Raw genomic sequence first — 23,788 nt, 5'->3', positions numbered from 1 at the left:
AGTCTTTAGCTGAGCTGCCGCTTCAGCCGACCTGGTGCAGCCAGCGGACCGGCGCGCCCTCAGCGGCGTGCCTGAACGGTTCCAGCTCCTCGTCCCACGCCTCGCCGAGGGCAAGCGACAGCTCGTGGTAGACGGCGGAGGGGTCGCCGGCGCCGGCCTCGTAGGCGTAGCGGATCCGGTCCTCGGACACCATGATGTTGCCGTGCACATCGGTCACGGCGTGGAAAATACCCAGCTCAGGAGTGTGGGACCAGCGTCCGCCGTCCACGCCCTGGCTGGGTTCTTCGGTGACCTCGAAGCGCAGATGTGCCCAGCCCCGGAGGGCAGACGCGAGCTGCGCACCTGTCCCCTGCGCGCCGGTCCAGGACAGCTCCGAGCGGAACATGCCGGGCGCGGCGGGCTGAGGGGTCCATTCCAGGTCCGTTCGCTTGTCCACGACGGATCCGATGGCCCACTCAACATGAGGGCACAGTGCGGTAGGGGCCGAGTGAATAAACAGCACACCGCGGGTCATTGCAACAGACATTCCATCCTCCATAGCTGTAGGTACGTCTTCCCCAACGACCTGCATGGACGGGATACTTGCTGCTTTGGGCACCGCGTGGTGCCGGTGATTCCTGCCAATCTATGAAAATTTCTGCCGGGCTGACAAGAGAGGCCCGAAGACGGGTGCTTCAAGCACAACTTGAAAGTTGCCTAACTTGGATCTTATTGTGCCGTACGCCGTCTAATTACGCCAGTGCAATTCGGCGTGGTGTAGAAGACGCGCCGGCGGAAAGTGCCTAGGCGCGCGGGTGGGCCTGCTGATAGCTCTTACGCAGCCGGTCCACCGACACGTGGGTGTAAATCTGAGTGGTGGCGAGGCTGCTGTGGCCGAGGATTTCCTGGACCGCCCGAAGGTCAGCGCCGCCGTCGAGCAGATGCGTGGCGGCGGTGTGCCGCAGGGCGTGTGGTCCGGTAGCGGAGGTATCGCCCAGTGCGTCGAACAGACCTTTCACCACGCTGCGGACCTGGCGCTGGTCCACGCGGCGGCCGCGCATCCCGAGGAAAAGTGCCGGGCCACTGTCCGGGACTGCGAGCTTTCCCCGTCCGCGGCGCAGCCAGTCGTCGACGGCGAGCGCAGCCGGGAGCCCGTACGGCACCGTCCGTTCCTTGTTGCCTTTGCCGAGCACACGGAGGGTTCTGCGGTCCGGGTCGAGGTCATCGACATCCAGACCCGCCAGCTCGCCGACGCGGACACCGGTGGCGTAGAGCAGCTCGACCATGGCCCTGTTGCGCAGGGCCACGGGAGCACCGTCTTTCGCTGCCTCGTTGAGGTCGGCCAGCAGCCGGGCGAGCTGCTGCTGCTGCAAAACCCCCGGCAGTGAGCCGTCGCGTTTGGGGGCCTGCAGGCGCAGGGCAGGATCAGTTTCGATGAGTTCTTCCCGCAGCGCCCAGGCGGTGAAGGTCCGCGCCGTGGCGGCACGGCGGGCAAGGGTGGAACGTGACGCGCCAGCCTCGCTCTGGCTGCCCAGCCAGCGCCGGAGGGTTCCCAGCTCGAGCCCCGCGGGATCGGAGACTCCTTCGCCTGACGCATAGCTCAGCAGGCTGGAGACGTCGGACAGGTACGCGCGCACCGTGTGTTCGGACCGGGCCCGCTCACCCGTCAGGTACCGTCCGAAACCCGCGACGGCCTTGGCGAGGGCGGCCGGCAGTTCCTGTTTCTCCACTCCCCCACTGTCCCAGCATTTGGCCCGGAATCAAGGAACGGCACGGCGGAGCCGCCCGGCGAGGGGGACGTCGCCGGGCGGCAGGCCCTATGTTGACTGCTTGGTGCGCTTCCAGCCTCCCTTCTCGGATGCGGCCAGTCCCAGCAGCGCCAGCCTGCCAAGGCCCGCGCGCACCGATTCGGCGGCCAGTCCGGCGACACTGCAGAGTTTTTCGACGGAGCTGGCGGACCGCAGCGGGAGTGCGTCCAGCAGGATCAGGTCCTCGAGCGTCAGGCCGTCGTGATCGGCAGGCTGCCCGCTCTTCTCATCAGGCAGGGACTGGCCGCTGGGCGACGCAAGCTCGGCGATCTCCCCGGCATCAGTGACACAGACAGCGCCGCCCTCGCGCAGGAGCCGATGACAGCCGGCCGAGTTGGCGCTGTGGACAGATCCGGGGACAGCTCCGACCGCACGGCCCAAAGTTTCCGCGTGATGGGCGGTATTCAGGGCTCCGGACCGCCATCTGGCCTCCACCACAACCGTGACGGACGCAAGGGCAGCGATCAGTCGGTTCCGCTGAAGGAACCGGTAGCGGGTGGGTGCGGAACCGGGCGGAACTTCGGCGAGCACGGCACCCTGGTTGGCGACAGCGCGCAGGAGGTCCTCGTTGCCGGAGGGATAGAAGCGGTCCACACCGCCTGCCATCACGGCGATGGTCGGCATGGCGTCCGAGCCCCCAGCCAGGGCTGCCCGGTGCGCGTGGGCGTCTATTCCGTACGCGCCGCCGGACACCACCGTAAAGCCCCGCTGCGCCAGCGAGTAGGCAAGGTCACCGGTGACTGACGCGCCATAGCTGGTACTGTCCCGCGAGCCCACCAGGGCCACCGCTTGGGCTGCCGGGGGAAGTTCGAGCTCGATGCCCCGCCACCAAAGGCAAATTGGCTGGTGCAGGCCAAGGTCGTCCAGTTGCCGCGGCCAGAGCCTGTCCGCCGGGATGATCATCCGGCCGCCCAGGCGCTGCATGGTGGCCACGTCGCGCTCCGGGGCGAGGTCGGGGATCCTCGGCGCCCAGCGTTTCAGCGCTGCACCGAGGCCGGCCCATGAAGTCACGGCACTGTGCTGTGCCAGCAACCCGGTGATGTCCTGTTCCAGCCCCGGCCCGTAGCTGACCTGGCCGGTGGCGATCCGCAAGGCGTCCTCAGCCCCGGCGACATGCACCAGGGCCAGTCCCGCCACGTCCTGTGGCTCCATCAGCCTGGACAGCGCGGCCCGGGCAAGTCTCTCGTTGTGCATGTGGCTTTCCTTTCACGCCGCCGCTGAGGCGGTCTGGCGGAGGCTCAGGGCCTGTCCGATGTCGTTCCCGTCCGGCTGCTCCCGGCCAGCGAGGTCTGCCAAAGTCCAGGCGAGGCGGAGGACACGGTCATAGCCCCTGGCCGTGAGGACGCCCCGTTCCAGTGCGTGGTCCAGGATCCGGGTTGTAGCGGCCGCCAGTCTCAGCTCGCCACGCAGGATGCGTCCGGGGACCTGGGAGTTGGTTTCCATGCCCCAGGGCTGAAGCCGCTGCAGCTGGCTTGCCCGGGCAGCCAGGACGCGGGCACCGACCGCTGCGCTGTCCTCCGCTCCCCCGGACTGGCCAAAGTCCGCCAGCGACACACGGTCCACCTGCAGCTGGATGTCCACACGGTCCAGGAGAGGCCCCGACATGCGCGACATGTAGCGGCGCCGCATGAAGGGGGTGCAGGTGCATTCAAGGCCCTTCCCCGAGGCCTTGCCGCACGGACACGGATTGGCTGCCAGCACCAGCTGGAACCGCGCGGGGTACGCCGCTGCTCCGGCCGAGCGGTGGATGACCAGCTCGCCGCTCTCAAGAGGCTGCCTGAGTGCATCGAGGACCCTGCGTTCGTATTCGGGCGCCTCGTCCAGGAACAGGATTCCGCGGTGCGCCCGCGACGCCGCGCCGGGGCGCGGAAGCCCCGACCCGCCGCCGATGATCGCCGCTGCTGTGGCCGAGTGGTGGGGATTCTCGAAGGGCGGCCGCCGGACCAGCTGCACTCCGGCTGAGGGGAGCTGGCACAGGGAATGGATCGCCGTCACCTCCATCGCCTCCGTGTCGCGCAGATCGGGCAGAAGCCCTGGAAGCCGCTCGGCCAGCATGGTCTTGCCCGCGCCGGGAGGGCCGGTCAGCAGCAGGTGGTGCGCACCGGCGGCGGCTACCTCAAGGGCACGCCGTGCCTCTGCCTGGCCGGACACGTCACACATGTCGGGGGCAGGCGCATCCACGGACACAGGCTCAGTCCCGGCGGGTTCGTCCTCCGGTGCGAGGTCGAGCACAAGTTCCTGCGGGTCAGCACCAAAGTCGAACACCAGCCGTGCCAGGGTCCGGTAGCCGCGGACCTTGGCGCCGGGGACGAGTTCGGCCTCGGCTGCGTTCGCGTGGGCCACCACGATGTCGTGGAACCCCGCCTGCACCGCGGACATCACGGCCGGCAATATGCCGCGGACAGGCCTCAGGCGTCCGTCCAGCCCCAACTCGGCGATGAAGACGGTGCGCCCGGTGGGCCTGATGTCCTCCGCGGCACGCAGCACCGACATCGCGATGGCAAGGTCGAAGCCGGATCCGCGCTTGGGCAGGGACGCCGGAACGAGGTTGGCGGTGATCTTACGCCGGCTCAGCGGAATACCGGAGTTCTGCGCCGCCGAGCGGATGCGGTCACGGGCTTCGTTGAGGGAAGCGTCCGGCAGCCCGAGGAGCACAAAGGCCGGCAGTGTCTGGCCGATGTCGGCCTCGACCTCCACGATGTAGCCGTTCAGGCCGACGAGGGCCACCGAATAGGCTCTCCCCAGCGCCATCACAGCACCTCCCTGAGGTGCTCAACGGTGGGTTTGCCGACGCCGTCGTCCAGCACGGCAATGACGTCCACCCTGCGCAGCGGCAACCGCAGTCCGTGGTCCCGGCACCAGGCCGAACCCAGGCGGTGCAGCCGGGCGAGCTTGTCTGCGCCCACTGCTTCAAACGGGTGACCGTAGGCGAGCGAACGCCGCGTCTTCACTTCGGCGATGACGAGGGCATCGCCGTCCAGGGCGACGATGTCGATTTCACCGTCCGGGCAGCGCCAGTTGCGCTCCACGATCAGCATTCCCAGCGATTCCAGGTATTCCGCCGCGAGCTCTTCCCCGCGCCGGCCCAGCAGGTCCTTGGCTTTCATATCCACCTCCGCATCAAGACTGCGGGGGCAGGATCACGCCCAACAGGGCACTGTCACGCTATGTGGGAAAGGTCGTGGGGATCCTGGGGAAAGGCGGCAGGGATGCCGGAGAAACACCGGCTGTGGAGGAACAGTGCCCCTGAGGCAGTGCCCCAGGGAGACCCCGGAGGGTCAGGAACCTCAGTTGCCGAGGTCGACGTCCTTGGGCAGCGCAAGTTCCTCGTTGCGCGGCAGTTCCTCGACGTTGACGTCCTTGAACGTGATGACCCGGACGCTCTTCACAAACCGCGCTGAGCGGTACACATCCCAGACCCATGCGTCCTGGAGCGTGAGGTCGAAGTAGACCTCGCCGTCGGCGCTGCGCGCCTGCAGGTCGACGTGATTGGCGAGGTAGAAGCGCCGCTCGGTCTCGACCACATAGCTGAAAAGACCCACGACGTCGCGGTACTCCCGGTAGAGCTGGAGCTCCATGTCGGTCTCATAGTTCTCAAGGTCTTCGGCACTCATGGTTCCATCTTGCACCATGCGGCGGGAACCCGCGCACCGCGCTACCCGGAGAGCAGGTTCGCTACTCGGACAGCAGGTTCCAGCTGACCCGGTGGTAGGGGCTCGGGCCGCGGGTGCGGATCGCTTCCCGGTGCGCCGCCGTGCCGTAGCCCTTGTTGACGTCCCAGCCGAAGTCGGGGTACTCGAGGTGGAGTTGCTGCATGTGCTGGTCGCGCTCGACCTTGGCCAGGACACTGGCGGCGGCGACGCTGAGGCATTGCATGTCGGCCTTGACCAGGGTGTGGACGGGCGCGTCACAGCCGGGGTCGGTGATGACTTCGTCGAACAGAGAGGGCTGGACGGCGGGTGAGAGCCAGTTGTGGCTGCCGTCCAGAAGGACGACGTCGGGCGTGATGCCGGCGCCGAGGATCTCGAACCAGGCCCTGTTCCCGGCGGCCCGGAGGGCGCCCATGATGCCGAGTTCATCGATTTCGCGGGCAGTGGCATGTCCGACGGCCGAGGCGACGCTCCAGGCCCGCACCAGCGGGTCGAGCCGTTCGCGGTCTGCCGCCTTGAGGAGTTTGCTGTCCCGGACGTCGGCGAGAAGTTCCATGTTCTGCAGGTCCACGACGGCGATTCCCACGCTCACCGGCCCTGCGAGGGCGCCGCGGCCTACTTCGTCGACGCCAGCCAGGAACCGCGCCCCGCGGGGCAGGAAGCGCTTCTCGTAGTCAAGGGTGGGTGCAACGGACATGGCTAACCTGCCGATGGCACATTCTTGAAGACGTCGGGATAGTTGTTCAGGGCCGCCCAGCGATTCATTGGCCAGGCGATGACCGCTGCCTTGCCTTCGATGTCGGCGATGTCCACGAAGCCTCCGTTGGTGTCGGTGTGGGCACGGGAGTCCGCCGAATGGTTGCGGTTGTCCCCCATCACCCAGACCTTGCCCTGGGGCACGACGGCGTCGAAGGTGCGCACTGCGGGAACTTCGGCCGGATTGACGTACGCCTCGTCCAGCCCGGCACCGTTGACGGTGATCTTCCCGCCGGCGTCACAGCAGATGACGTGGTCCCCAGGCAGCCCGATGACCCGCTTAACCAGGTGCTGCTCGGAGTTGTCCGGCAGCAGGCCAACGAAGGTCAGCCCGTCCTCCACAACGTTGAACGGCCCGTCGGCCTTTTGCGGTGTGGGCGGCAGCCAGCCCTTGGTGTCCTTGAAGACAACGACGTCGCCGCGCTCCAGGGCGAACGGCTCAGGCACGAGGAGGTTCACGAAGATGCGGTCGTTGATGTCCAGCGTGTTCACCATCGACTCGGATGGAATGTAGAAGGCCCGGAACAGGAAGGTTTTGATGAGGAAGGACAGCACAACAGCGATCACCACCACCGTGGCGATTTCCTTCAGCCACAGCAGGAAGGGGTTGCGGGGACCGCCCTTTTCCTGCCGGCGGGAACCGGCAGGAGCAAGTGACCCGGGTCCGGGTCCGCCGGGAGCGGGTACTTCCGAAGCGGGCTCGTGGGCGGCATGCCGTCCCGGCCCCGCAGCAGTCTGCCGCGGCTCGGAGCTCCCGGGATCGATTTCCGGCATCTACTGTCCGTCCTTTGTTGTTGTATTGGCCGCCAACGGCGGCCGCGCCACTGACGCAAATCTATCAAGCGGCCAGAGTATCTGTACCGGCCTGCCGATCACCCTGTCCGACCGCACCATGCCGCCGCCGGGCGCCCCCAGCAGGCTGCGGGAGTCCGCCGACACCGAGCGGTGGTCCCCGAGCAGCCACAGCCGGCCCTCGGGAACAGTCACGTCGAACTTCTGGGTGCTCGCTGCATCACCGTCATGGAGGTATGGTTCCACGAGCGGCTGACCGTTGACTGTGAGGCGTTTGCCGGCGTCGCAACAGACCACATGGTCGCCGGGAAGCCCGATGACCCGCTTTACGTATGTAGTATCACTGCCGGTCAGTCCCAGCCAGTGTCCTGCCGCGGCCGCCGCTTGCTGCAGCGGACCCTCCCCGCTGTTCAGCGGGGCGAACGAGCCCCGGCCGTCGAACACCACGACGTCGCCGCGGCGGATCGGTTCCGACTGGAAGGCGGTGCGGGACACCAGGATCCTGTCACCCGTGCCGAACAGCGGCTCCATCGAGGCGGACGGGATGTAATAGACGTCAAGCCAGAGGGACCGGATCAGCCCGCTGAGCAGGACGGCAGCAACCACCGCCAGCAACGCAAAACGCCAGCCCGGTCTCCCTGGCTGGCGTTTTGTCTGGTCCATAATCCGTATCCTGTGGCGCTGTTGCGGATGGCTCCGGCGCTGGCCGGATACGGGTTCGGGACCCGCCATTAAAGTCCGTGAAGACTTACTTGGCGGTGCTGAAGTCGCGCTTTTCCTTGATCTTCGCAGCCTTACCGCGCAGTGCACGCATGTAGTAAAGCTTGGCGCGGCGGACGTCACCCTTGGTGACGACCTCGATCTTGTCGATGATCGGAGAGTGCACCGGGAAGGTACGCTCAACGCCGACACCGAAGGAAACCTTACGGACGGTGAAGGTCTCGCGAACGCCGTCACCCTGGCGGCCCAGGACGAAGCCCTGGAATACCTGGACACGGGAGTTCTTGCCTTCGATGATGTTCACGTGAACCTTGATGGTGTCACCCGCGCGGAACTCGGGAACGTCAGTGCGCAGCGAGGCTGCATCTACGGAATCGAGGATATGCATTGATCCACTCCTGGTGAACGCCACAGGTCATCCACTTTGGGTCACGGCGGCCAAGCCCGGATATTCCGGGAATCGCTGCCGAAGTGTTGAGATCCGGTTCTGCCACCCTTTGGCGGCACCGGGGTGCCTTGCTGTTGGTTACGCTCCCCCTGTGGCAGGCGCGGACCCAGCAGACACAAGGACTAATTGTGCCACATTTCTGGTTCGTTCTGGTAGTTCAACAACCAAGATCAACCAATTAGGCGCCCGCTGCTCCGTCGGCTTCCGGCCTGGGCTTTAGGTGACCGTCGACGACGTCGTATCCCAGGTCCGCGAGAGCGGTGCGGTCCGCGCGGGGCAGGGTCCCGGCGTCGAACGTCTGCAGCAGGTCAGGACGGCGTTCCGCCGTCCTGCGGTACTGCTCGTGCCGGCGCCACTGCGCGATCTTGCCGTGGTTGCCGCTGAGCAGGACGGCCGGGACCTCCCGGTCGCGCCAGACCGACGGCTTGGTGTAGACCGGGTACTCAAGCAGGCCGTCCGAATGCGACTCCTCCACGAGCGACTCGGGGTTTCCCACCACGCCGGGGAGCAGCCGGCCGATGGCTTCCACCATGGCCAGTACAGCGACTTCGCCGCCGTTCAGGACGTAGTCGCCGAGGCTGACCGGGCGGACCGTGAAGTGCTCCTCGGCCCATTCGATGACGCGTTCGTCAATGCCCTCGTACCGCCCGCAGGCGAACACCAACTGCTCCTCCTCGGCAAGCTCGTAAGCCAGCGCCTGGTTGAAGCGCTCCCCCGCCGGGGACGGGACGATCAGCACGGGTTTGGCCGCGCCGGCCGGCCGGGCAGCCGCCACGGATTCGAGCGCCAGGGCCCACGGCTCGGCCTTCATCACCATGCCGGCGCCGCCGCCGTACGGGGTGTCGTCCACGGTGCGGTGGCGGTCAGTGGTGAAGGTGCGGAGATCGAGCACGTTCAGGTCCAGCAGCCCGTCCTGGCGGGCCTTGCCGATGAGGGACAGCTCCAGCGGTGCCAGGTACTCGGGAAAGATACTGACGACGTCGATTCTCATCTACGCGTTGGCCTCCGGCTCAGCCTCTTCCTCGGCGGAGTCCGAGCCCCTGGTCTCCGGGTCCCCCGCGCCCTCCTCGTTGATCTCGAACAGGCCCGCCGGCGGAGTGAGCAGGACGTAGCCCCCCTCGGTGTTCACCTCGGGGACGATCTGTTCCACGAACGGGATGAGGATTTCCTTGCCGTCGGTCGTTTCGACGACGAGCAGGTCCTGCACCGGCATGGTGTTCAGGGCGGTGATTTTGCCTACGACCCGGGTTCCGACGCGGGCCTCGAGGCCGACGAGCTCGTGTTCGTACCAGCCCTCGTCGTCGTCGTCCTCGTCGAGCTCTTCGGTCTCGATGAACAGCTTGGCGCCCCGGAACGTCTCGGCCTCGTTCCGGGTTTGAATCTCTTCAAAGCCGAGCAGGAGGATGTCCTTGTTCCAGCGGGCACTGCGCACCGTGAGCGGCCCGGCGGAGGCGGGTTCCACCACAAACTCGGTGCCGGGGACGAACCGGTCCTCGGGGGCGTCGGTAAGAACCTGGACTGTCACCTCGCCGCGGATTCCGTGGGGCTTGCCGATACGGGCCACCTGAAGCTGCATGTGTTCCTCTGTTTTGGGCTGCGTGTTGATGCGTGGTTATGACTTTTGCGGGTGTCCGAATATTTGTGCGTATCCGGGCCCAAAGCAGTCCGGCCCCTCCACCGTTAGCTGGTGGAGGGGCCGGACGTTAAGGCAAGTGTTGCAGGCGCGTTACCGGCGGCGGTCGGTGTCGACGACGTCGACCCTGACCGGCTCGCCTTCTGCCAGCGCCGCCACGACCGTGCGCAGTGCACGCGCGGTGCGGCCCTGGCGTCCGATTACCCGTCCCAGGTCTTCCTGGTGAACGCGCACCTCGAGGGTATCCCCGCGGCGGTTGTTCTTGGCACTGACCTTGACATCCTCAGGGGAGTCAACAATGCCGCGGACAAGGTGTTCGAGCGCTTCTGCCAGCAACTTACTCAGCCTCGGTGGTCTCTGCTTCAGCCTCGGCGGGGGCTTCCGATGCCTTGGCCTTCTTGGTGATGGCTTCCGGGATGATCACGGAACCCTTCTCCGGAGCAACGAATGCTTCCTTGTCGGCCTTGGTCTTCAGGGTGCCTTCCTGGCCCGGCAGACCCTTGAACTTCTGCCAGTCACCGGTGATCTTCAGGATCGCGGCGACCTGCTCCGACGGCTGCGCGCCGACGGAGAGCCAGTACTGTGCACGCTCGGAGTTGACCTCGATGTATGAGGGCTCCTCGGTGGGGTGGTACTTGCCGATCTCTTCGATGGCACGGCCATCACGCTTGGTGCGCGAATCGGCGACAACGATGCGGTAGTACGGTGCGCGCATCTTACCGAAGCGCTTAAGGCGAATCTTTACGGCCACTTTTGTGGTCACTCCTGTTTCTGAAACGGGGTTGAACCCGCGTTCTGCACCCGTGGGGCGGGCCGTACTTGGGGGTTCGAAAAGGACAGGATCCGGACGCGGAGAGAGGGGCCGCGCAGATCGAGTACCTGTTTATTGTGCCAGATCGTCCGCGTTATTTCGACTTGACATGCGGACGGAGCCTCGCGGGGTCCCCGGAAGACCAGGCGGCGCTAGGAAGACCAGACGTAGAGGCCGGTCCTGGTGCCTTCGTCCACGGTGCCGGCGAGCTCTGCCAGCTGCTGAACGTAATTCTTGGCTTCCCCGGCACCAAAGGGCATGTCATCCTCGGCGGCCCAGCGCTCGGACACCTCATCCAAAACGTTGCCCTCACCCTCGGATTCGTACGTGAGGAGCTCGGCCAGCGCCCGGACCATCGCCGCTGGCACGCCCAGAAGTGAATCGGTTGCCACATCCACCATGGCCAGCTCGTAGTCCGCACCCGCGGCGTGCACCGCGGCACCCGCGAGGTCGCCGAGCTGTTCGATCTCAAAATCACTGATGCCGGCAATCCGGATGCCGTCTGCGGCGGCGGCGCCGCCTGCCAGCGCTTCTGCACGCTTGAGGGCGTCTTTGTGGGTGGCGACAAACACTTCGGTAAAGCCCATGGATTCGTCCTCATTCCGTCGGCGGTGCATGCCCCGCGACAGTACCGGCCGGGGCTCTTCGAAATCAGCCTAACCCAACTGCGTTCACGCGACTTAGCGCACGGCGACGCGGAGGCGGTTGCGCCACGGATCCTCAAACCGGAGCTCGGTGCCGGTGTGCTGCGATTCGACTCCGGCGACCCTGAGGCGGTCCGCGAGCGCGCCGACGTCGTCACCGGACGGCACCTCGATGAGCACCTCGCCCAGGCCCAGCGTGTCCCGGCGCGGGCCGGCGCCTCGGCTGTTCCAGACATTCATGGCCATGTGGTGGTGGTAGCCGCCGGCCGACACAAAGAGGGCCTGGCCGTGCCAGCCCGCCGTTTTTTCGAACCCCAGGGTGCCGACGTAGAAGTCGTGGGCCGACTGGACGTCGCCGACCTGCAGGTGGACGTGGCCCACCTCCGCATCGGTGCCGCGCTGGCCTTCCACGGACTGCTGCGTGAGGTGGTCCTGCAGGTACTTCTGCGGCGGCAGCGCCAGGCTGTCCATGACCACGTTCTTGCCGTCCCAGGACCACGCCTCGCGCGGGCGGTCCCAGTAGAGTTCGATCCCGTTGCCTTCCGGGTCGGTGAAATAGAATGCCTCGCTCACCAGGTGGTCGGCGCTGCCCACGAAGGACTGCGGCTCGTACTGGGCCGCACTGGCAATGGTGGCGGCCAGCGAGGACTGGTCCCCGAACAGAAGAGCTGTATGGAAGAGGCCGGCCTCGCCGCGGCCGGGAATGTTGAGGCCCGGAGCGGGAGCGAGGTGCACCAGCGGCGTCCTGAGCCGGCCGAGGTAGAGGCCGCCGTCCTGCTCGGCGACGACGTCGAGGCCGAGGGCGCGCTGGTAGTAGTCGGTCATGAGCTTCATGTCGCCCACCTTGAGCATGACGGTGCCCATGGTGAGGTCGGCAGGAAGCAAGTCCTGGCTGCTGGCTGCTGCTGTCATCGAATACTCCCGGATGTCCGGGCCACCGGATTTCGGCGGCCTCTACATCTCTAAATTACTTGAAGCTTCAATTTATTCCTAATGCACGATCTTTCCCCGGAGCACAACATTCGTGAGGCTGCGGACGGTCTCCGGCACGGTGCGTGGGTCCTCCCGGCACACCACCACGTCCGCGTCCGCGCCTTCCGCCAGACCCTCGGCTCCCAGCCAGCGGCGGGCACGCCAGCAGGCCGCGTCCAGCGCCGCACGTGCCGGGAGCCCGGCAGCGTGAAGTTCGAGGATTTCGTCCGCGATGCGGCCGTGGCGGATCACGCTGCCGGCATCCGTTCCCGCATAGACTTCGACGCCGGCCTCGTAGGCCTCCAGGACGCGCTCGCGACGGCGGGTCCAGAGTGCGCGCATGTGCTCCGCATACCGCGGGAACTTCGGCTCTGCTTGGCTGGCGATGTCCGGGAAGGTGGCGATGTTGATGAGTGTCGGCACGATGGGCACCTGCTGCTCGACGAACCGCGGAATGTGCCGGGGCAGCAGGCCCGTGGCGTGCTCGATGCAGTCGATGCCGGCGTCCAGCATGTCGTCCAGGGTGTCCTCGCCGAAGCAGTGCGCCGTGACCCTGGCCCCCTCGTCGTGGGCGGCCCGGACAGCGTCCCGCACGGCCGCCGCAGGGAACGAAGGCGTGAGGTCGCCGGCGGTCCGGTCGATCCAGTCCCCCACCAGCTTGACCCAGCCGTCCCCTTCCCGCGCCTGCTTACGCACCGCCTCCACGAGGCCCTCCGGCTCAACTTCCACCGCGAAATTCCTCAGGTACCGGCGGGACCGGGCCACATGCCGGCCTGCCCTGATGATCCGCGGCGTGTCGGCCCGCTGCTGCAGCCACCGGGTGTCGCTGGCGGCCCCCGCGTCCCGGACCAGCAGCGTGCCGGCGTTGCGGTCCGTTATGGCCTGGCCATACGCCACGTCGTCGTCCACGGCACCGCCCGGGCCCAGCCCGATGTGGCAGTGGGCATCGACGAAGCCGGGCAGGACCCAGCCGTCCATGACGGCGTCCGGCCGCCTGCCCGGAGAATTGAACGTCAGCTTCCCGTCCACGGCCCAGAGCCCACGGCGTTCCTCATCCGCCGCAGTGAGCACGGGTCCACTGAATTCGATGATGTGCGCCATGGTTCCAGCCTAATCGGCTCCCTCTACGGGGATCGTGCCTTTTCCGACTGGCCCTTCACAGATGGACAGGCACGATCCGAGCTGTGGTAGCTTCGGTTACGACCACACGGGTGCCCCTGCAGGGGCTGAGATCAGGCTGGCGCAGCCTGCGACCGTTGAACCTGTCCGGGTAATGCCGGCGAAGGAAGTGAGCAGTAAATTGAGCACCCAGAAATCACAGCTGATCCCTGCCCAAAACGGTTCCGCCACCGTAACGCAGTCGCTGAAATCCCATTCACTGGCCTATCTGGAGGGCGACGGCCTACGGGTTCCGGTAACGGAAATCGCCTTGGAGCCTTCCCCGAACGGCGAGCAGAATGATCCGCTGCGCGTTTACCGCACGGCGGGTCCCGGCAGCGACCCGGTGGTGGGCCTCGCGCCGTTCCGTGCGGAATGGATTGAGGCGCGGGCAGACACGGAGCCGTACGACGGACGTGAGCGCAACCTGCTCGACGACGGCAAATCGGCCGTGCGGCGCGGCGCGGCTTCCGCCGAATGGAAGGGCGCCAGGCCGGTGCCCCGCCGTGCGGCGGAAGGCAAGACCGTGACGCAGATGCACTATGCGCGGCAGGGCGTCATCACCCCCGAAATGCGCTTCGTGGCCCTCCGCGAGAACTGCGATGTGGAACTGGTCCGCAGCGAACTCGCCGCCGGACGGGCCATCATCCCCACCAACATCAACCACCCGGAATCCGAGCCGATGATCATTGGCAAGGCGTTCCTTGTGAAGATCAACGCCAACATCGGCAACTCGGCCGTCACCAGCTCCATCGCTGAGGAGGTGGACAAGCTGCAGTGGGCCACCCAGTGGGGCGCGGACACCGTGATGGACCTGTCCACGGGCGACGACATCCACACCACCCGTGAGTGGCTCATCCGCAACTCCCCCGTCCCCATCGGCACGGTCCCGATCTACCAGGCCCTGGAAAAAGTTAATGGCGAAGCGAACGCCCTGACCTGGGAAATCTTCCGCGACACCGTCATTGAACAGTGCGAACAGGGTGTGGACTACATGACCATCCACGCCGGCGTACTGCTGCGGTACGTGCCGCTCACGGCGAACCGCGTCACCGGCATCGTGTCCCGCGGCGGATCGATCATGGCCGGCTGGTGCCTTGCCCACCACCAGGAAAACTTCCTGTACACCCACTTCGACGAGCTCTGCGAAATCTTCGCGAAGTACGACGTCGCCTTCTCGCTGGGCGACGGGCTGCGCCCGGGCGCGACGGCGGACGCCAACGACGCCGCGCAGTTCGCCGAACTGGACACCCTGGCTGAGCTGACCCAGCGGGCCTGGGAGTACGACGTGCAGGTCATGGTGGAAGGGCCGGGCCACATCCCGTTCCACCTGGTGCGTGAGAACGTTGAGCGCCAGCAGGAGCTCTGCAAGGGTGCGCCCTTCTACACGCTGGGCCCGCTGGTCACGGACGTTGCCCCCGGCTACGACCACATCACCTCGGCCATCGGCGCGACCGAAATCGCCCGCTACGGCACGGCCATGCTGTGCTATGTCACGCCCAAGGAACACCTGGGCCTGCCGAACAAGGACGATGTGAAGACCGGCGTCATCACGTACAAGATCGCCGCCCACGCGGCCGACCTCGCCAAGGGGCACCCCGGCGCGAACGAGCGGGACGATGCGCTGTCCAAGGCCCGCTTCGAGTTCCGCTGGCGCGACCAGTTCGCGCTGTCGCTGGACCCGGTGACGGCCGAGGCGTTCCACGACGAGACACTGCCCGCGGAGCCTGCCAAGACCGCGCATTTCTGTTCGATGTGCGGCCCCAAGTTCTGCTCCATGCGGATCAGCCAGGACATCCGGAACGAGTATGGCTCCGCCGAAGCCCAGGCCGCCCTCGCCGAGATGGCGGAGGGCATGCGCGAGAAGAGCCAGGAGTTCCTCGCTGCGGGCGGAAAGGTGTATCTGCCGGAGCTGCGGCTTCCGGAGTCAGCCCGCAAATAACCGGCGTTCGTGCGCAGGTCCGGCTGGCATTGGGGGCCAGCCGGATCTGGGCGCGGAACGTTGATCAGGAGGCGCGGGGCTGCTGCCGGCGGCTGACCTCGGCGATGAATGACCTGATGTAGCGGTCGCCCTCCGGTGAGTCGTGGGGCCGGTGCCCTCCCGCAGCGATGCGGTGCAGGGCCCCGGTCTCGCGCAGGTATCCCGCGATCTCCTCGTACAGCGGCTCCCAGCCGCCGGTGAGGACCAGGGTGGGAACACCCGGCACGATCTGCAGCGGCGCCTGCCACGGCGGTGCCTGCAGCCGCAGTCTCCTGGCCGCGAGCTTCGCCTCGGGGGTACTGGGCTCCGGTGTGTCGGCAGCGAACGCGCGGCGCAGGAACTCACGCTCGTAGTCGTCGTCGCCAAGCTGGTGCCGGACCTCGAACAGCGGCTCCATCAGGGCACGGTGCGCGGCGGTGGCCGGCAATTCAGCGGTGAGCGACAGGCATGCCGGCTCCACGAGCGTCAGCGAGAAGACCAAATCAGGGCGTTCGACGGCGGCCATCATCGCTGCGATGGCCCCCTGCGAATGCGCCACAACGTGGCCACCGGCGGCCCCGCGGCCGTCGTCGGCCAGCGACCGCAGCACAATGCGGGCGTCCTCGGCGAAGTCGGTCTCCAGCGGCTCTGCCTCGGCGTCAAAGCCGTGGCGCCGCAGAAACAGGGCGTCGTACTGCAGTGCCATGCCGTGCTGGCGCGGCCACGCAGCGGAGCCGAAGTTACCGGCACCGTGGACGAACACTACCCGCTGCTTATACATGACCCAACCTTATGGCAGCGGTCTGACATCGGCGCCGGCCGACATGACCGTGCTCCCTATTTGCCGCCCATGAACTTGTCGAAGCCCTTGGGGAGGTTCAGCTGGGACGGATCAAAGTCGGCCGACTGCTGGCCGAAGGCGGCTCCGGTGGGCACCGCCTTGGGCCCGGCGGCCCGCCTGGCCTCCGCCTCGCGAAGCTCCTGCGCCGCCTTGGCAGGATTGCCCGAACGGGCCTTCTTCTTGGGCGCGTTCTTGCCGCCGCCCTTGCGGGCACCGCCTGCCCCCATCCCGGGCATCCCGGGCATGCCCGGCATGCCGCCGCCCTGGGCCATCTTCTTCATCATCTTCTGGGCCTGGGCGAAGCGCTCCAGGAGCCCGTTGACCTCGGATACGTGCACGCCGGAGCCCCGGGCGATGCGGGCTCTGCGGGAGCCGTTGATGATCTTGGGTGCCACACGCTCGTGCGGGGTCATGGAGCGAACAATGGCCTCCACCCGGTCGATCTCGCGCTCGTCGAACTGCTCCAGCTGCTGCCGGATGTTCTGCGCACCGGGCATCATCATGAGCATCTTCTTCATGGAGCCCATTTTGCGGATCTGCTGCATCTGCGCGAGGAAGTCATCGAGCGTGAAGTCCTCCTGGTCGGCGAACTTCTTCGCCATCCGGGCGGCTTCATCCTTGTCCCAGGACTTTTCGGCCTGCTCAATGAGGGACAGGACGTCACCCATGTCCAGGATGCGCGAGGCCATCCGGTCCGGGTGGAACAGTTCGAAGTCGTCCAGGCCTTCACCGGTCGAGGCGAACATCACGGGCTTGCCGGTGACCGACGAAACGGACAGCGCGGCACCGCCGCGCGCGTCGCCGTCGAGCTTCGACAGCACGATGCCGGTGAAGTTCACGCCTTCGTCGAAAGCGGTCGCCGTGTTGACGGCGTCCTGGCCAATCATGGAGTCGATCACGAAGAGGACTTCGTTGGGCACAATGGCGCGGCGGATCTGGCGCGCCTGCTCCATCATGTCGGCGTCGACGCCGAGACGGCCGGCGGTGTCCACGATGACGACGTCGTGCAGCTTCTGGCGTGCTTCCTCGACGCCGGCCCGTGCCACGGCGACAGGGTCGCCGGCCGGGTGGGCGAGTTCAGAGGTGGCGCCCGGGTGCGGAGCGAAGACGGGGGCCCCCGCGCGCTGGCCCACTACCTGCAGCTGTGTCACGGCATTGGGGCGCTGGAGGTCGCAGGCGACGAGGAGGGGGCTGTGGCCCTGCGCCTTCATCCACTTGGCGAGCTTTCCGGCCAGGGTGGTCTTGCCGGCGCCCTGGAGGCCGGCGAGCATGATGACAGTGGGGCCGGTCTTGGCCATCCGGATGCGCCGCGTCTCGCCGCCGAGGATCTCAACAAGTTCCTCGTTGACGATCTTCACGATCTGCTGGCTGGGATTCAGGGCCCCGGAGACCTCGGCGCCAAGCGCGCGTTCACGGACCCGCCCGGTGAACTCGCGGACCACGGGCACGGCAACATCCGCGTCCAGCAGGGCGCGCCGGATCTCACGGACTGTGGCGTCGACATCTGCCTCGGTGAGGCGGCCCTTGCCGCGAAGGTTCTTGAAGGTTGCTGTCAACCGGTCAGAGAGTGAATTGAACACGCGCCGTGCACTTCTTTCAGTGGATGTACGAGACTCGACTATCTAGGGTATCAAGACACGCCCGCAAGGTGGCATGCTGGCAGGGTGACGAGCCAAACGACAGTAAAAACCCTGCTCATCCTCGGTGCCTCCGGCGATCTCACCGGCCGGCTCCTCCTTCCCGGCCTGGCCAGGCTGGTGGCCACAGGACGTGCCGCCGACCTGTTGCTAGTGGGGGCCGGATCGGACCCGTGGTCATCTGAACAGTGGCAGGACCGCGTGCACACCGCCTTTGACGCTGCCGCCGAAACGGCGGACGACGCCGGCAGGGACGCGCTGGCGGCCATGGCAAAGTCCACGGAATACCACCAGGCCGACGTCACCGCTGACGGCCCGCTCGCAGAACTCCTCGCCGGCCTCGAGGGGCCGGTTGCGGTCTACTTCGCCTTGCCGCCGCAGGTGAGCCAGAAGGCCTGCGAAATCCTGCGCCCTGAGCAGGTCCCCGCCGGGACCCGTCTGGTCATGGAGAAGCCCTTCGGCGCCGGCGAGGAGTCGGCCCGCGAACTCAACCGGACACTCCTGTCCCTTGTTCCGGAGGACCACATCCACCGGGTGGACCATTTTCTGGGCAAGGCCACCGTCCTGAACATCCTTGGCCTGCGGTTCGCCAACAATTTCCTGGAGCCGGTCTGGAGCCGCGATCACATCGCCAAGGTAGAAATCATCTTCGACGAGGACCTGGCCCTGGAGGGTCGTGCGCGCTACTACGACGGCGCGGGCGCGCTGCGCGACATGATCCAGAGCCACCTGCTGCAGATCATGGCGCTGCTGGCGATCGAGCCGCCGGCCACCATCGGCGAGCGCGACCTCCGCGACGCCATCGCCGCCGTCCTGCGGGCCAGCAGCATCAAGCCGCCCTACACGGACAGCACCCGGCGGGCGCGCTACCTGGCGGGCAGCCTCGGCGGCAAGGACGTCCCCGATTACGCCGGGGAAGCGGGTGTGGACCCGGGCCGGAACACCGAGACCCTGGCCGAGGTGCGCGTGGACATCGACAACTGGCGCTGGAAGGACGTGCCGTTCATCCTCCGCTCCGGCAAGGCCCTCGGGACCAAGCGCAAGGAGGCAGTGGTCACCTTCCGGCCGGTTCCGCACCTGCCCGCCGGATTCACAGGCAGGGACACGCCCAACACGCTCCGGATCGGCTTCGGTCCGGACACCCTGGAGCTCGACGTCGACGTCAACGGCCCCGGGGACATTTTCAGCCTGGACCGCGCCTCACTCGTGGCCGAGCTCAACGCCTCCGAGCTGCTGCCGTACGGCGAAGTGCTGGAAGGCGTCCTGACCGGCGATCCCCTGCTGTCGGTCAGGGGCGACACCGCCGAGGAATGCTGGCGGATCGTGGAGCCGGTGCTGGCTGCCTGGGCAGCAGGGAAGGTGCCGCTGGAGGAATACCGGGCGGGCTCCGGAGGGCCCGGACCCACACAGGCTTAACGCGCGGAGAGGGCCGGTCACCGTTGTGGTGACCGGCCCTCTCGCTGCGTTGGGCTGGTGGCCGGTGCTAGATGGCGGCTACGCCGCGTTCACCCGTCCGCACCCGCACTGCTTCGAACACATCGACCGTCCAGACCTTGCCGTCGCCGGCCCGGCCGGTGTTGGAGCTGGCGATGATGACATCCAGGATGTCGTCAGCCTGTTCGTCCGTGGCCAGCACCTCAACGCGGATCTTGGGCAGCAGGTCCACGTTGTACTCGGCGCCGCGGTAAACCTCGGTGTAGCCACGCTGCCGGCCGTAGCCGCTGGCGGCGCTGACCGTCAGGCCCTGGACCCCGTAGGCCTCCAGGCCTTCGCGGATCGATTCGAGCTTCTCCGGACGAACGATTGCTGTGATCAGTTTCATGCCCCCACGCTTTCCTTACCTGTTGCTGCTGATGCCTTCTTGCCGTCGGTGCCTGCCGCTACCGCGTCGCCGCTGGCCTGTCCGCCGGTGATGAGCTCATGCAGGGGCTGGAAGCTGCCGCCGTGGCCGCCGACGCCGAACTCGTAGGCGGTTTCTGCGTGCAGGCTGAGGTCCACTCCCACCGCTTCCTGCTCCTGGGAGACACGGAAGCCCATGGTCTTGTGGATGGCCAGTGCGATGATCGCGGTCAGGATGGCTGAGTAGGCGATGGAAATGCCCGCTGCCGCCAGCTGGGCCCAGAGCTGGGTGAAGCCGCCACCGTAGAAGAGGCCGCCGCCCACGCCGTCGGCGGGGAGGGCGATGAAGCCGAGGGCCACGGTGCCGATGATGCCGGAGACGAGGTGGACGCCGACGACGTCGAGCGAGTCATCGAAGCCCCAGCGGAACTTGAGGCCGACGGCGAGGGCGGAGGCCACACCGGCGACGACGCCGAGTCCAAGGGCACCGACCGGGCTCACGTTTGCACAGGCCGGGGTGATGGCGACGAGGCCGGCGACCACACCGGAGGCAGCACCCAGCGAGGTGGGGTGGCCGTCACGGACGCGTTCGGTGACCAGCCAGCCGAGCATGGCTGCAGCCGGAGCCGCCAGGGTGTTGATCCAGATCAGGCCGCCCTGTTCCGCGGTGGTTGCGGCGCCGCCATTGAAGCCGAACCAGCCGAACCACAGGATGGCCGCGCCGAGCATGACGAACGGGATGTTGTGCGGGCGGTGGTTCGGGTCCTTGCCGAAGCCCTTGCGGTTGCCGATGATGAGGACCAAGATCAGCGCAGCCACGCCGGCGTTGATGTGAACCACGGTGCCGCCGGCGAAGTCGATCGCGGGGCCGAGAGCCTTGCCAATGGCGCCCTCGGGGCCGAAGAGGCCACCACCCCAGACCATGTAGGCGAGGGGGCAGTACACCAGCGTGACCCAGACGGGCACGAAGACGCTCCAGGCGCCGAACTTCGCGCGGTCCGCGATGGCGCCGCTGATGAGGGCAACCGTGATGATTGCGAACGTGGCCGCGTAGCCGACCTTGATGAGGCCGTCAGGGGTGGTGATGCCCTCGAGGCCGAAGGTGGCGAACGGGTTCCCGACAATCTGCAGGAATCCCTCGCCGGAGCTCATCGATGCGCCCCAAAGTACCCACACCACGCCGACCATGCCGATGGAGATGAAGCTCATCATCATCATGTTCAGTGCAGCCTTGGCGCGCGTCATGCCGCCGTAGAAAAATGCCAGACCTGGTGTCATGAACAGCACGAGTGCCGCCGCCACCATGAGCCATACGTGACCTGCGGTAAGTTCCATGGTGCACGTCCTCTCTGATCGAATGCTGCGGAGTGATCCGCCTGCCCAACGCCTTTTGCGTCCTGAATCAAGTTTTGCCGCGGTGTGTTTCGCTGGCGGAGGATTTAGATTGCGGGCCTGTTACAACAACCTCCCTGACGTAAATGGTGCATATCCTGCTTGTTACGGTTATGTTTCATCGCCCCCAAACGCCCGTCCGCCTGTTTCGCAAGGATTCTCCGCTCCATGACGCCACTCCCCCGTAACGCCGCGGGCAAACCACGGTTTTCGGCGGTCCGCCGCCCCAACGGTGCTCCGCTGCCCCGTGACATCAAGGTGATGCTCGTCGCAGCCTTCCTGATAGCTCTGGGCTTTGGCCTCGTTGCTCCGGTGCTGCCACAATTCGCCACCACGTTCGACGTCGGCGCGACGGCCGCCGCTGTCATCGTCAGCATCTTTGCGCTCATGCGGCTGCTGTTCGCGCCTGCCGGCGGTGCCCTGATCGGCAGGCTCGGCGAACGTCCGGTCTACGTCGCCGGCCTGCTCATCGTGGCTGCGTCCACCGCGGCCTGCGCCTTCGCCCAGAACTACTGGCAGCTGCTGGTGTTCCGCGGGCTGGGCGGTGCCGGATCGGTCATGTTCACGGTGGCATCGATGGCGCTGGTCATCAGGCTGGCGCCGCCGGAGAGCCGTGGCCGGGTGTCCGGCGCGTACGCGTCGGCGTTCCTGATCGGCAACGTCTGCGGGCCCATCGTCGGCGGCCTGCTCGCCGGCTTCGGCCTGCGCATCCCGTTCCTGGCCTATGCGGCCGCGCTCGTCCTGGCGGCCCTGGTGGTGCAGACGCAGCTCAGCCATGTTCCCGGCTCAGCCCGTGGCGAGGCAGCGGGCGCCCCGGCCATGAAACTCGGCGAGGCCTTCGGCGACAGTGCCTACCGGGCCGCCATGCTGTCCAGCTTCGCCAACGGCTGGGCAACTTTTGGTGTGCGCATGGCCACGGTGCCGCTGTTTGCCGTCACGGCCCTGGGCTCCGGGCCGGAGGCGGCCGGCTGGGCACTGGCAGTTTTCGCAGCCGGAAACGCCCTCGCCCTGACCGTTTCTGGCAGGCTCGCCGACAGCCTGGGCCGGAAGCCGATGATGGTGGCCGGCCTCGTGGTCACCGGCGCAGCCACGGCAGGAATCGGCCTCACCCAGGGGCTGTGGTGGTTCCTGGCCGCGTCGTTGCTGGCCGGCGTGGGCGCGGGAATGCTCAACCCGGCGCAGCAGGCGGCGGTTGCCGATGTGATCGGCCGCGAACGGTCGGGCGGACCTGTGCTGGCGGCCTACCAGATGACGTCGGACATAGGTGCCATCCTCGGGCCGGTGCTCGTCGGTCTGCTGGCCGACCGGCTGGGTTACAGCTGGGCCTTCGCAGCCACAGGTGCCGTGCTGCTGGTCGCCGCGGTGGGCTGGCTGGCCGCGCGGGAAACGGTGCACCGCCAGCCTGCCGACACCACCCCTTAAAACCCAACTAGGTAGCAGCAGGGGGCGTTCCCAAGGCTGGGAACGCCTACTGCTGCTACCTACTTGGGAGATCGGGCCTTAGTTCAGGAGGGCGTCGACGAAAGCCTCGGTCTCGAACGGCGCGAGATCGTCCGCACCTTCGCCGAGGCCGATGAGCTTCACGGGTACTCCAAGGCTCTTTTGGATGGCGACCACGATGCCGCCCTTGGCGGTTCCGTCCAGCTTGGTCAGCACGATGCCGGTGATGTTGACGACCTCCGCGAAGACCCGCGCCTGGTTCAGCCCGTTCTGGCCGGTCGTGGCATCCAGCACCAGGAGGACCTCGTCCACCTCTGCCAGCTTTTCCACGACGCGCTTGACCTTGCTGAGTTCGTCCATCAGGCCGACCTTGTTCTGCAGGCGGCCGGCGGTGTCGATCATGACGACGTCGACTTCCTGGTCGATGCCGGCCTTGACGGCCTCGTACGCGACGGACGCCGGGTCCGCGCCGTCAATGTCGGACTTCACCGTGGGAACCCCCACACGCTGTCCCCAGGTGGCCAGCTGTTCGGCGGCGGCGGCGCGGAAGGTGTCCGCCGCGCCGAGGATCACGTCCTTGTCCTCCGCCACGAGCACGCGGGCCAGCTTGCCCACGGTGGTGGTCTTGCCCACGCCGTTTACACCGACCACCATCACGACGGCGGGCCGGTCCGCGTGCCGTTCAGTCCGCAGGCTCCGGTCCATCGACGGGTCCACGATCTTGATGAGCTCTTCCCGGAGCAGCGCCTTGACGTGCTCGGGGTCGCGTGTGCCCATGACCTTGACGCGTTCGCGGAGCGCGTCCACGAGTTGCATGGTCGGTTCAGTGCCAAGATCGGCCAGGAGCAGGGTTTCCTCCACCTCGTCCCAGACGTTCTCGTCGATCTTGTCGCTGGCGAGCAGTGCCAGCAGGCCTTTGCCGAGCACGTTGTTGGACTTGACCAGGCGCTCCCGGAGGCGGATGAGCCGCCCGGCCACGGGCAGTGGCGTCTCCACCGGAATGGTTTCCAGGCCGGCGGCGTCGTCCGGGACGTCGGCTTCCAGTCCTTCAAGGTCGACGGCGTCCGGCGCCTGACGGTCGGCAGGCGTCGGAGGCGCCGTGGGGCGGTCCTCGAGGAGGGTCCCTCCGCCTCCGAGCGGCTCAACGGGGTCGTTGGCGTCCCGGGTGCCGAGGTATTGTGTGCGGGATTTCCGGGCCTTCATCAGCACCGGGACCAGCCCGCCGATAACTACCAGGGCAGCCAGAATGGGCAGAAGAATGGGGATAATGTCATTCACACCCCTAGCTTCTCACAAGCCACAGGAGCT

The 23,788-nt window shown here is 66.9% G+C and carries 25 protein-coding genes and 1 riboswitch; of the genes, 3 read left to right on the top strand and 22 right to left on the bottom strand.

The features are described from left to right. Positions 1-22: 22 nt before the first annotated feature. From J7I85_RS06710 to J7I85_RS06630, 17 genes are all read right to left on the bottom strand, one after another. Positions 23-526 (bottom strand): DUF3145 domain-containing protein, encoded by a 504-nt coding sequence (locus tag J7I85_RS06710; RefSeq protein ID WP_003806074.1) that lies wholly within the window; start codon positions 524-526, stop codon positions 23-25. Positions 527-782: 256 nt separating this feature from the next. Beyond that, positions 783-1,709: a tyrosine recombinase XerC gene (locus J7I85_RS06705; RefSeq protein WP_214848411.1), complete on the bottom strand. Its 927-nt coding sequence runs from the start codon at positions 1,707-1,709 to the stop codon at positions 783-785. A gap of 87 nt (positions 1,710-1,796) precedes the next feature. Then, positions 1,797-2,981, bottom strand: a complete 1,185-nt coding sequence (gene dprA / locus J7I85_RS06700; protein ID WP_214848407.1) for a DNA-processing protein DprA — start codon at positions 2,979-2,981, stop codon at positions 1,797-1,799. Positions 2,982-2,993: 12 nt separating this feature from the next. Then, positions 2,994-4,538: a YifB family Mg chelatase-like AAA ATPase gene (locus J7I85_RS06695; protein ID WP_214848404.1), complete on the bottom strand. Its 1,545-nt coding sequence runs from the start codon at positions 4,536-4,538 to the stop codon at positions 2,994-2,996. Then, entirely contained in the window at positions 4,538-4,894 is a 357-nt protein-coding gene (locus tag J7I85_RS06690) for a YraN family protein (protein WP_190602311.1), read from the bottom strand. The genes J7I85_RS06695 and J7I85_RS06690 overlap by 1 nt, the downstream gene beginning before the upstream one ends. Positions 4,895-5,074: 180 nt before the next feature. Then, complete coding sequence (locus J7I85_RS06685; protein WP_003806068.1) at positions 5,075-5,401, bottom strand: DUF2469 domain-containing protein; 327 nt, start codon at positions 5,399-5,401, stop codon at positions 5,075-5,077. A gap of 61 nt (positions 5,402-5,462) precedes the next feature. Beyond that, on the bottom strand, positions 5,463-6,134 hold the full coding sequence (locus J7I85_RS06680) for a ribonuclease HII (protein WP_214848400.1): 672 nt from the start codon (positions 6,132-6,134) through the stop codon (positions 5,463-5,465). Between the two features lie 2 nt (positions 6,135-6,136). Beyond that, positions 6,137-6,967, bottom strand: a complete 831-nt coding sequence (lepB, locus tag J7I85_RS06675; RefSeq protein ID WP_214848398.1) for a signal peptidase I — start codon at positions 6,965-6,967, stop codon at positions 6,137-6,139. Continuing rightward, positions 6,968-7,648, bottom strand: a complete 681-nt coding sequence (lepB, locus tag J7I85_RS06670) for a signal peptidase I (RefSeq protein ID WP_214848395.1) — start codon at positions 7,646-7,648, stop codon at positions 6,968-6,970. A gap of 85 nt (positions 7,649-7,733) precedes the next feature. Further along, complete coding sequence (gene rplS / locus J7I85_RS06665) at positions 7,734-8,093, bottom strand: 50S ribosomal protein L19 (protein ID WP_214848392.1); 360 nt, start codon at positions 8,091-8,093, stop codon at positions 7,734-7,736. Positions 8,094-8,331: 238 nt separating this feature from the next. Next, positions 8,332-9,144, bottom strand: coding sequence for a tRNA (guanosine(37)-N1)-methyltransferase TrmD (gene trmD, locus J7I85_RS06660; RefSeq protein WP_214848389.1), 813 nt, complete (start codon positions 9,142-9,144; stop codon positions 8,332-8,334). After that, positions 9,145-9,729 carry a ribosome maturation factor RimM gene (rimM, locus tag J7I85_RS06655; RefSeq protein ID WP_214848385.1) on the bottom strand — a complete coding sequence of 195 codons (585 nt, stop codon included), beginning with the start codon at positions 9,727-9,729 and terminating at the stop codon, positions 9,145-9,147. A 150-nt stretch (positions 9,730-9,879) separates the two neighbouring features. Continuing rightward, on the bottom strand, positions 9,880-10,122 hold the full coding sequence (locus J7I85_RS06650) for an RNA-binding protein (protein WP_214848382.1): 243 nt from the start codon (positions 10,120-10,122) through the stop codon (positions 9,880-9,882). A gap of 1 nt (position 10,123) precedes the next feature. After that, positions 10,124-10,537: a 30S ribosomal protein S16 gene (gene rpsP / locus J7I85_RS06645; RefSeq protein ID WP_102972220.1), complete on the bottom strand. Its 414-nt coding sequence runs from the start codon at positions 10,535-10,537 to the stop codon at positions 10,124-10,126. Between the two features lie 212 nt (positions 10,538-10,749). Further along, on the bottom strand, positions 10,750-11,184 hold the full coding sequence (locus J7I85_RS06640; RefSeq protein ID WP_214848379.1) for a hypothetical protein: 435 nt from the start codon (positions 11,182-11,184) through the stop codon (positions 10,750-10,752). A gap of 93 nt (positions 11,185-11,277) precedes the next feature. Beyond that, positions 11,278-12,153, bottom strand: a complete 876-nt coding sequence (locus tag J7I85_RS06635; protein WP_214848376.1) for a VOC family protein — start codon at positions 12,151-12,153, stop codon at positions 11,278-11,280. Positions 12,154-12,231: 78 nt separating this feature from the next. Then, positions 12,232-13,314: an amidohydrolase family protein gene (locus J7I85_RS06630; RefSeq protein ID WP_214848373.1), complete on the bottom strand. Its 1,083-nt coding sequence runs from the start codon at positions 13,312-13,314 to the stop codon at positions 12,232-12,234. A 96-nt stretch (positions 13,315-13,410) separates the two neighbouring features. After that, a riboswitch (TPP riboswitch) is annotated at positions 13,411-13,518 on the top strand. Here J7I85_RS06630 and thiC point away from each other — a divergent pair. Further along, positions 13,514-15,313 (top strand): phosphomethylpyrimidine synthase ThiC, encoded by a 1,800-nt coding sequence (gene thiC, locus J7I85_RS06625; RefSeq protein ID WP_214848370.1) that lies wholly within the window; start codon positions 13,514-13,516, stop codon positions 15,311-15,313. Its footprint overlaps the riboswitch before it by 5 nt. Positions 15,314-15,377: 64 nt before the next feature. Here the strand turns inward: thiC and J7I85_RS06620 are convergent, their stop codons facing one another. Then, complete coding sequence (locus tag J7I85_RS06620; RefSeq protein WP_214848367.1) at positions 15,378-16,112, bottom strand: alpha/beta hydrolase; 735 nt, start codon at positions 16,110-16,112, stop codon at positions 15,378-15,380. Between the two features lie 56 nt (positions 16,113-16,168). Beyond that, positions 16,169-17,752 carry a signal recognition particle protein gene (gene ffh, locus J7I85_RS06615; protein ID WP_214848353.1) on the bottom strand — a complete coding sequence of 528 codons (1,584 nt, stop codon included), beginning with the start codon at positions 17,750-17,752 and terminating at the stop codon, positions 16,169-16,171. An 84-nt stretch (positions 17,753-17,836) separates the two neighbouring features. Between ffh and J7I85_RS06610 the strand changes: the two genes are divergently transcribed. Then, positions 17,837-19,225, top strand: coding sequence for a glucose-6-phosphate dehydrogenase (locus J7I85_RS06610; RefSeq protein ID WP_214848350.1), 1,389 nt, complete (start codon positions 17,837-17,839; stop codon positions 19,223-19,225). 67 nt (positions 19,226-19,292) lie between these two features. Here J7I85_RS06610 and J7I85_RS06605 read toward each other — a convergent pair whose 3' ends face one another. Both J7I85_RS06605 and J7I85_RS06600 read right to left on the bottom strand, forming a co-directional pair. Beyond that, entirely contained in the window at positions 19,293-19,631 is a 339-nt protein-coding gene (locus tag J7I85_RS06605; RefSeq protein WP_003806050.1) for a P-II family nitrogen regulator, read from the bottom strand. Next, complete coding sequence (locus tag J7I85_RS06600; RefSeq protein WP_214848347.1) at positions 19,628-20,983, bottom strand: ammonium transporter; 1,356 nt, start codon at positions 20,981-20,983, stop codon at positions 19,628-19,630. The genes J7I85_RS06605 and J7I85_RS06600 overlap by 4 nt, the downstream gene beginning before the upstream one ends. Positions 20,984-21,208: 225 nt before the next feature. Between J7I85_RS06600 and J7I85_RS06595 the strand changes: the two genes are divergently transcribed. After that, positions 21,209-22,462, top strand: coding sequence for an MFS transporter (locus J7I85_RS06595; RefSeq protein WP_214848344.1), 1,254 nt, complete (start codon positions 21,209-21,211; stop codon positions 22,460-22,462). Between the two features lie 78 nt (positions 22,463-22,540). Here the strand turns inward: J7I85_RS06595 and ftsY are convergent, their stop codons facing one another. Then, entirely contained in the window at positions 22,541-23,758 is a 1,218-nt protein-coding gene (gene ftsY, locus J7I85_RS06590) for a signal recognition particle-docking protein FtsY (RefSeq protein WP_214848341.1), read from the bottom strand. Between the last annotated feature and the right edge of the window lie 30 nt (positions 23,759-23,788).

The organism is Arthrobacter sp. ISL-65 (assembly GCF_018613795.1).
Classification (GTDB): Bacteria; Actinomycetota; Actinomycetes; order Actinomycetales; family Micrococcaceae; genus Arthrobacter.
This window is presented reverse-complemented; position numbering and strand designations above follow the sequence as displayed.

Bases quoted from the DNA above. Each gene is read 5' to 3' on its own strand.
- dprA (WP_214848407.1), bottom strand. From the start codon at position 2,981: ATGCACAACGAGAGACTTGCCCGGGCCGCGCTGTCCAGGCTGATGGAG.
- J7I85_RS06640 (WP_214848379.1), bottom strand. From the start codon at position 11,184: ATGGGCTTTACCGAAGTGTTTGTCGCCACCCACAAAGACGCCCTCAAG.
- J7I85_RS06680 (WP_214848400.1), bottom strand. From the start codon at position 6,134: ATGTCCGTTGCACCCACCCTTGACTACGAGAAGCGCTTCCTGCCCCGC.
- rplS (WP_214848392.1), bottom strand. From the start codon at position 8,093: ATGCATATCCTCGATTCCGTAGATGCAGCCTCGCTGCGCACTGACGTT.
- trmD (WP_214848389.1), bottom strand. From the start codon at position 9,144: ATGAGAATCGACGTCGTCAGTATCTTTCCCGAGTACCTGGCACCGCTG.
- J7I85_RS06595 (WP_214848344.1), top strand. From the start codon at position 21,209: ATGACGCCACTCCCCCGTAACGCCGCGGGCAAACCACGGTTTTCGGCG.
- lepB (WP_214848395.1), bottom strand. From the start codon at position 7,648: ATGGACCAGACAAAACGCCAGCCAGGGAGACCGGGCTGGCGTTTTGCG.
- J7I85_RS06710 (WP_003806074.1), bottom strand. From the start codon at position 526: ATGTCTGTTGCAATGACCCGCGGTGTGCTGTTTATTCACTCGGCCCCT.
- rimM (WP_214848385.1), bottom strand. From the start codon at position 9,729: ATGCAGCTTCAGGTGGCCCGTATCGGCAAGCCCCACGGAATCCGCGGC.
- J7I85_RS06695 (WP_214848404.1), bottom strand. From the start codon at position 4,538: ATGGCGCTGGGGAGAGCCTATTCGGTGGCCCTCGTCGGCCTGAACGGC.
- lepB (WP_214848398.1), bottom strand. From the start codon at position 6,967: ATGCCGGAAATCGATCCCGGGAGCTCCGAGCCGCGGCAGACTGCTGCG.
- J7I85_RS06635 (WP_214848376.1), bottom strand. From the start codon at position 12,153: ATGACAGCAGCAGCCAGCAGCCAGGACTTGCTTCCTGCCGACCTCACC.
- J7I85_RS06685 (WP_003806068.1), bottom strand. From the start codon at position 5,401: ATGAGTGCCGAAGACCTTGAGAACTATGAGACCGACATGGAGCTCCAG.
- J7I85_RS06620 (WP_214848367.1), bottom strand. From the start codon at position 16,112: ATGTATAAGCAGCGGGTAGTGTTCGTCCACGGTGCCGGTAACTTCGGC.
- J7I85_RS06605 (WP_003806050.1), bottom strand. From the start codon at position 19,631: ATGAAACTGATCACAGCAATCGTTCGTCCGGAGAAGCTCGAATCGATC.
- J7I85_RS06630 (WP_214848373.1), bottom strand. From the start codon at position 13,314: ATGGCGCACATCATCGAATTCAGTGGACCCGTGCTCACTGCGGCGGAT.
- J7I85_RS06690 (WP_190602311.1), bottom strand. From the start codon at position 4,894: ATGAAAGCCAAGGACCTGCTGGGCCGGCGCGGGGAAGAGCTCGCGGCG.
- J7I85_RS06600 (WP_214848347.1), bottom strand. From the start codon at position 20,983: ATGGAACTTACCGCAGGTCACGTATGGCTCATGGTGGCGGCGGCACTC.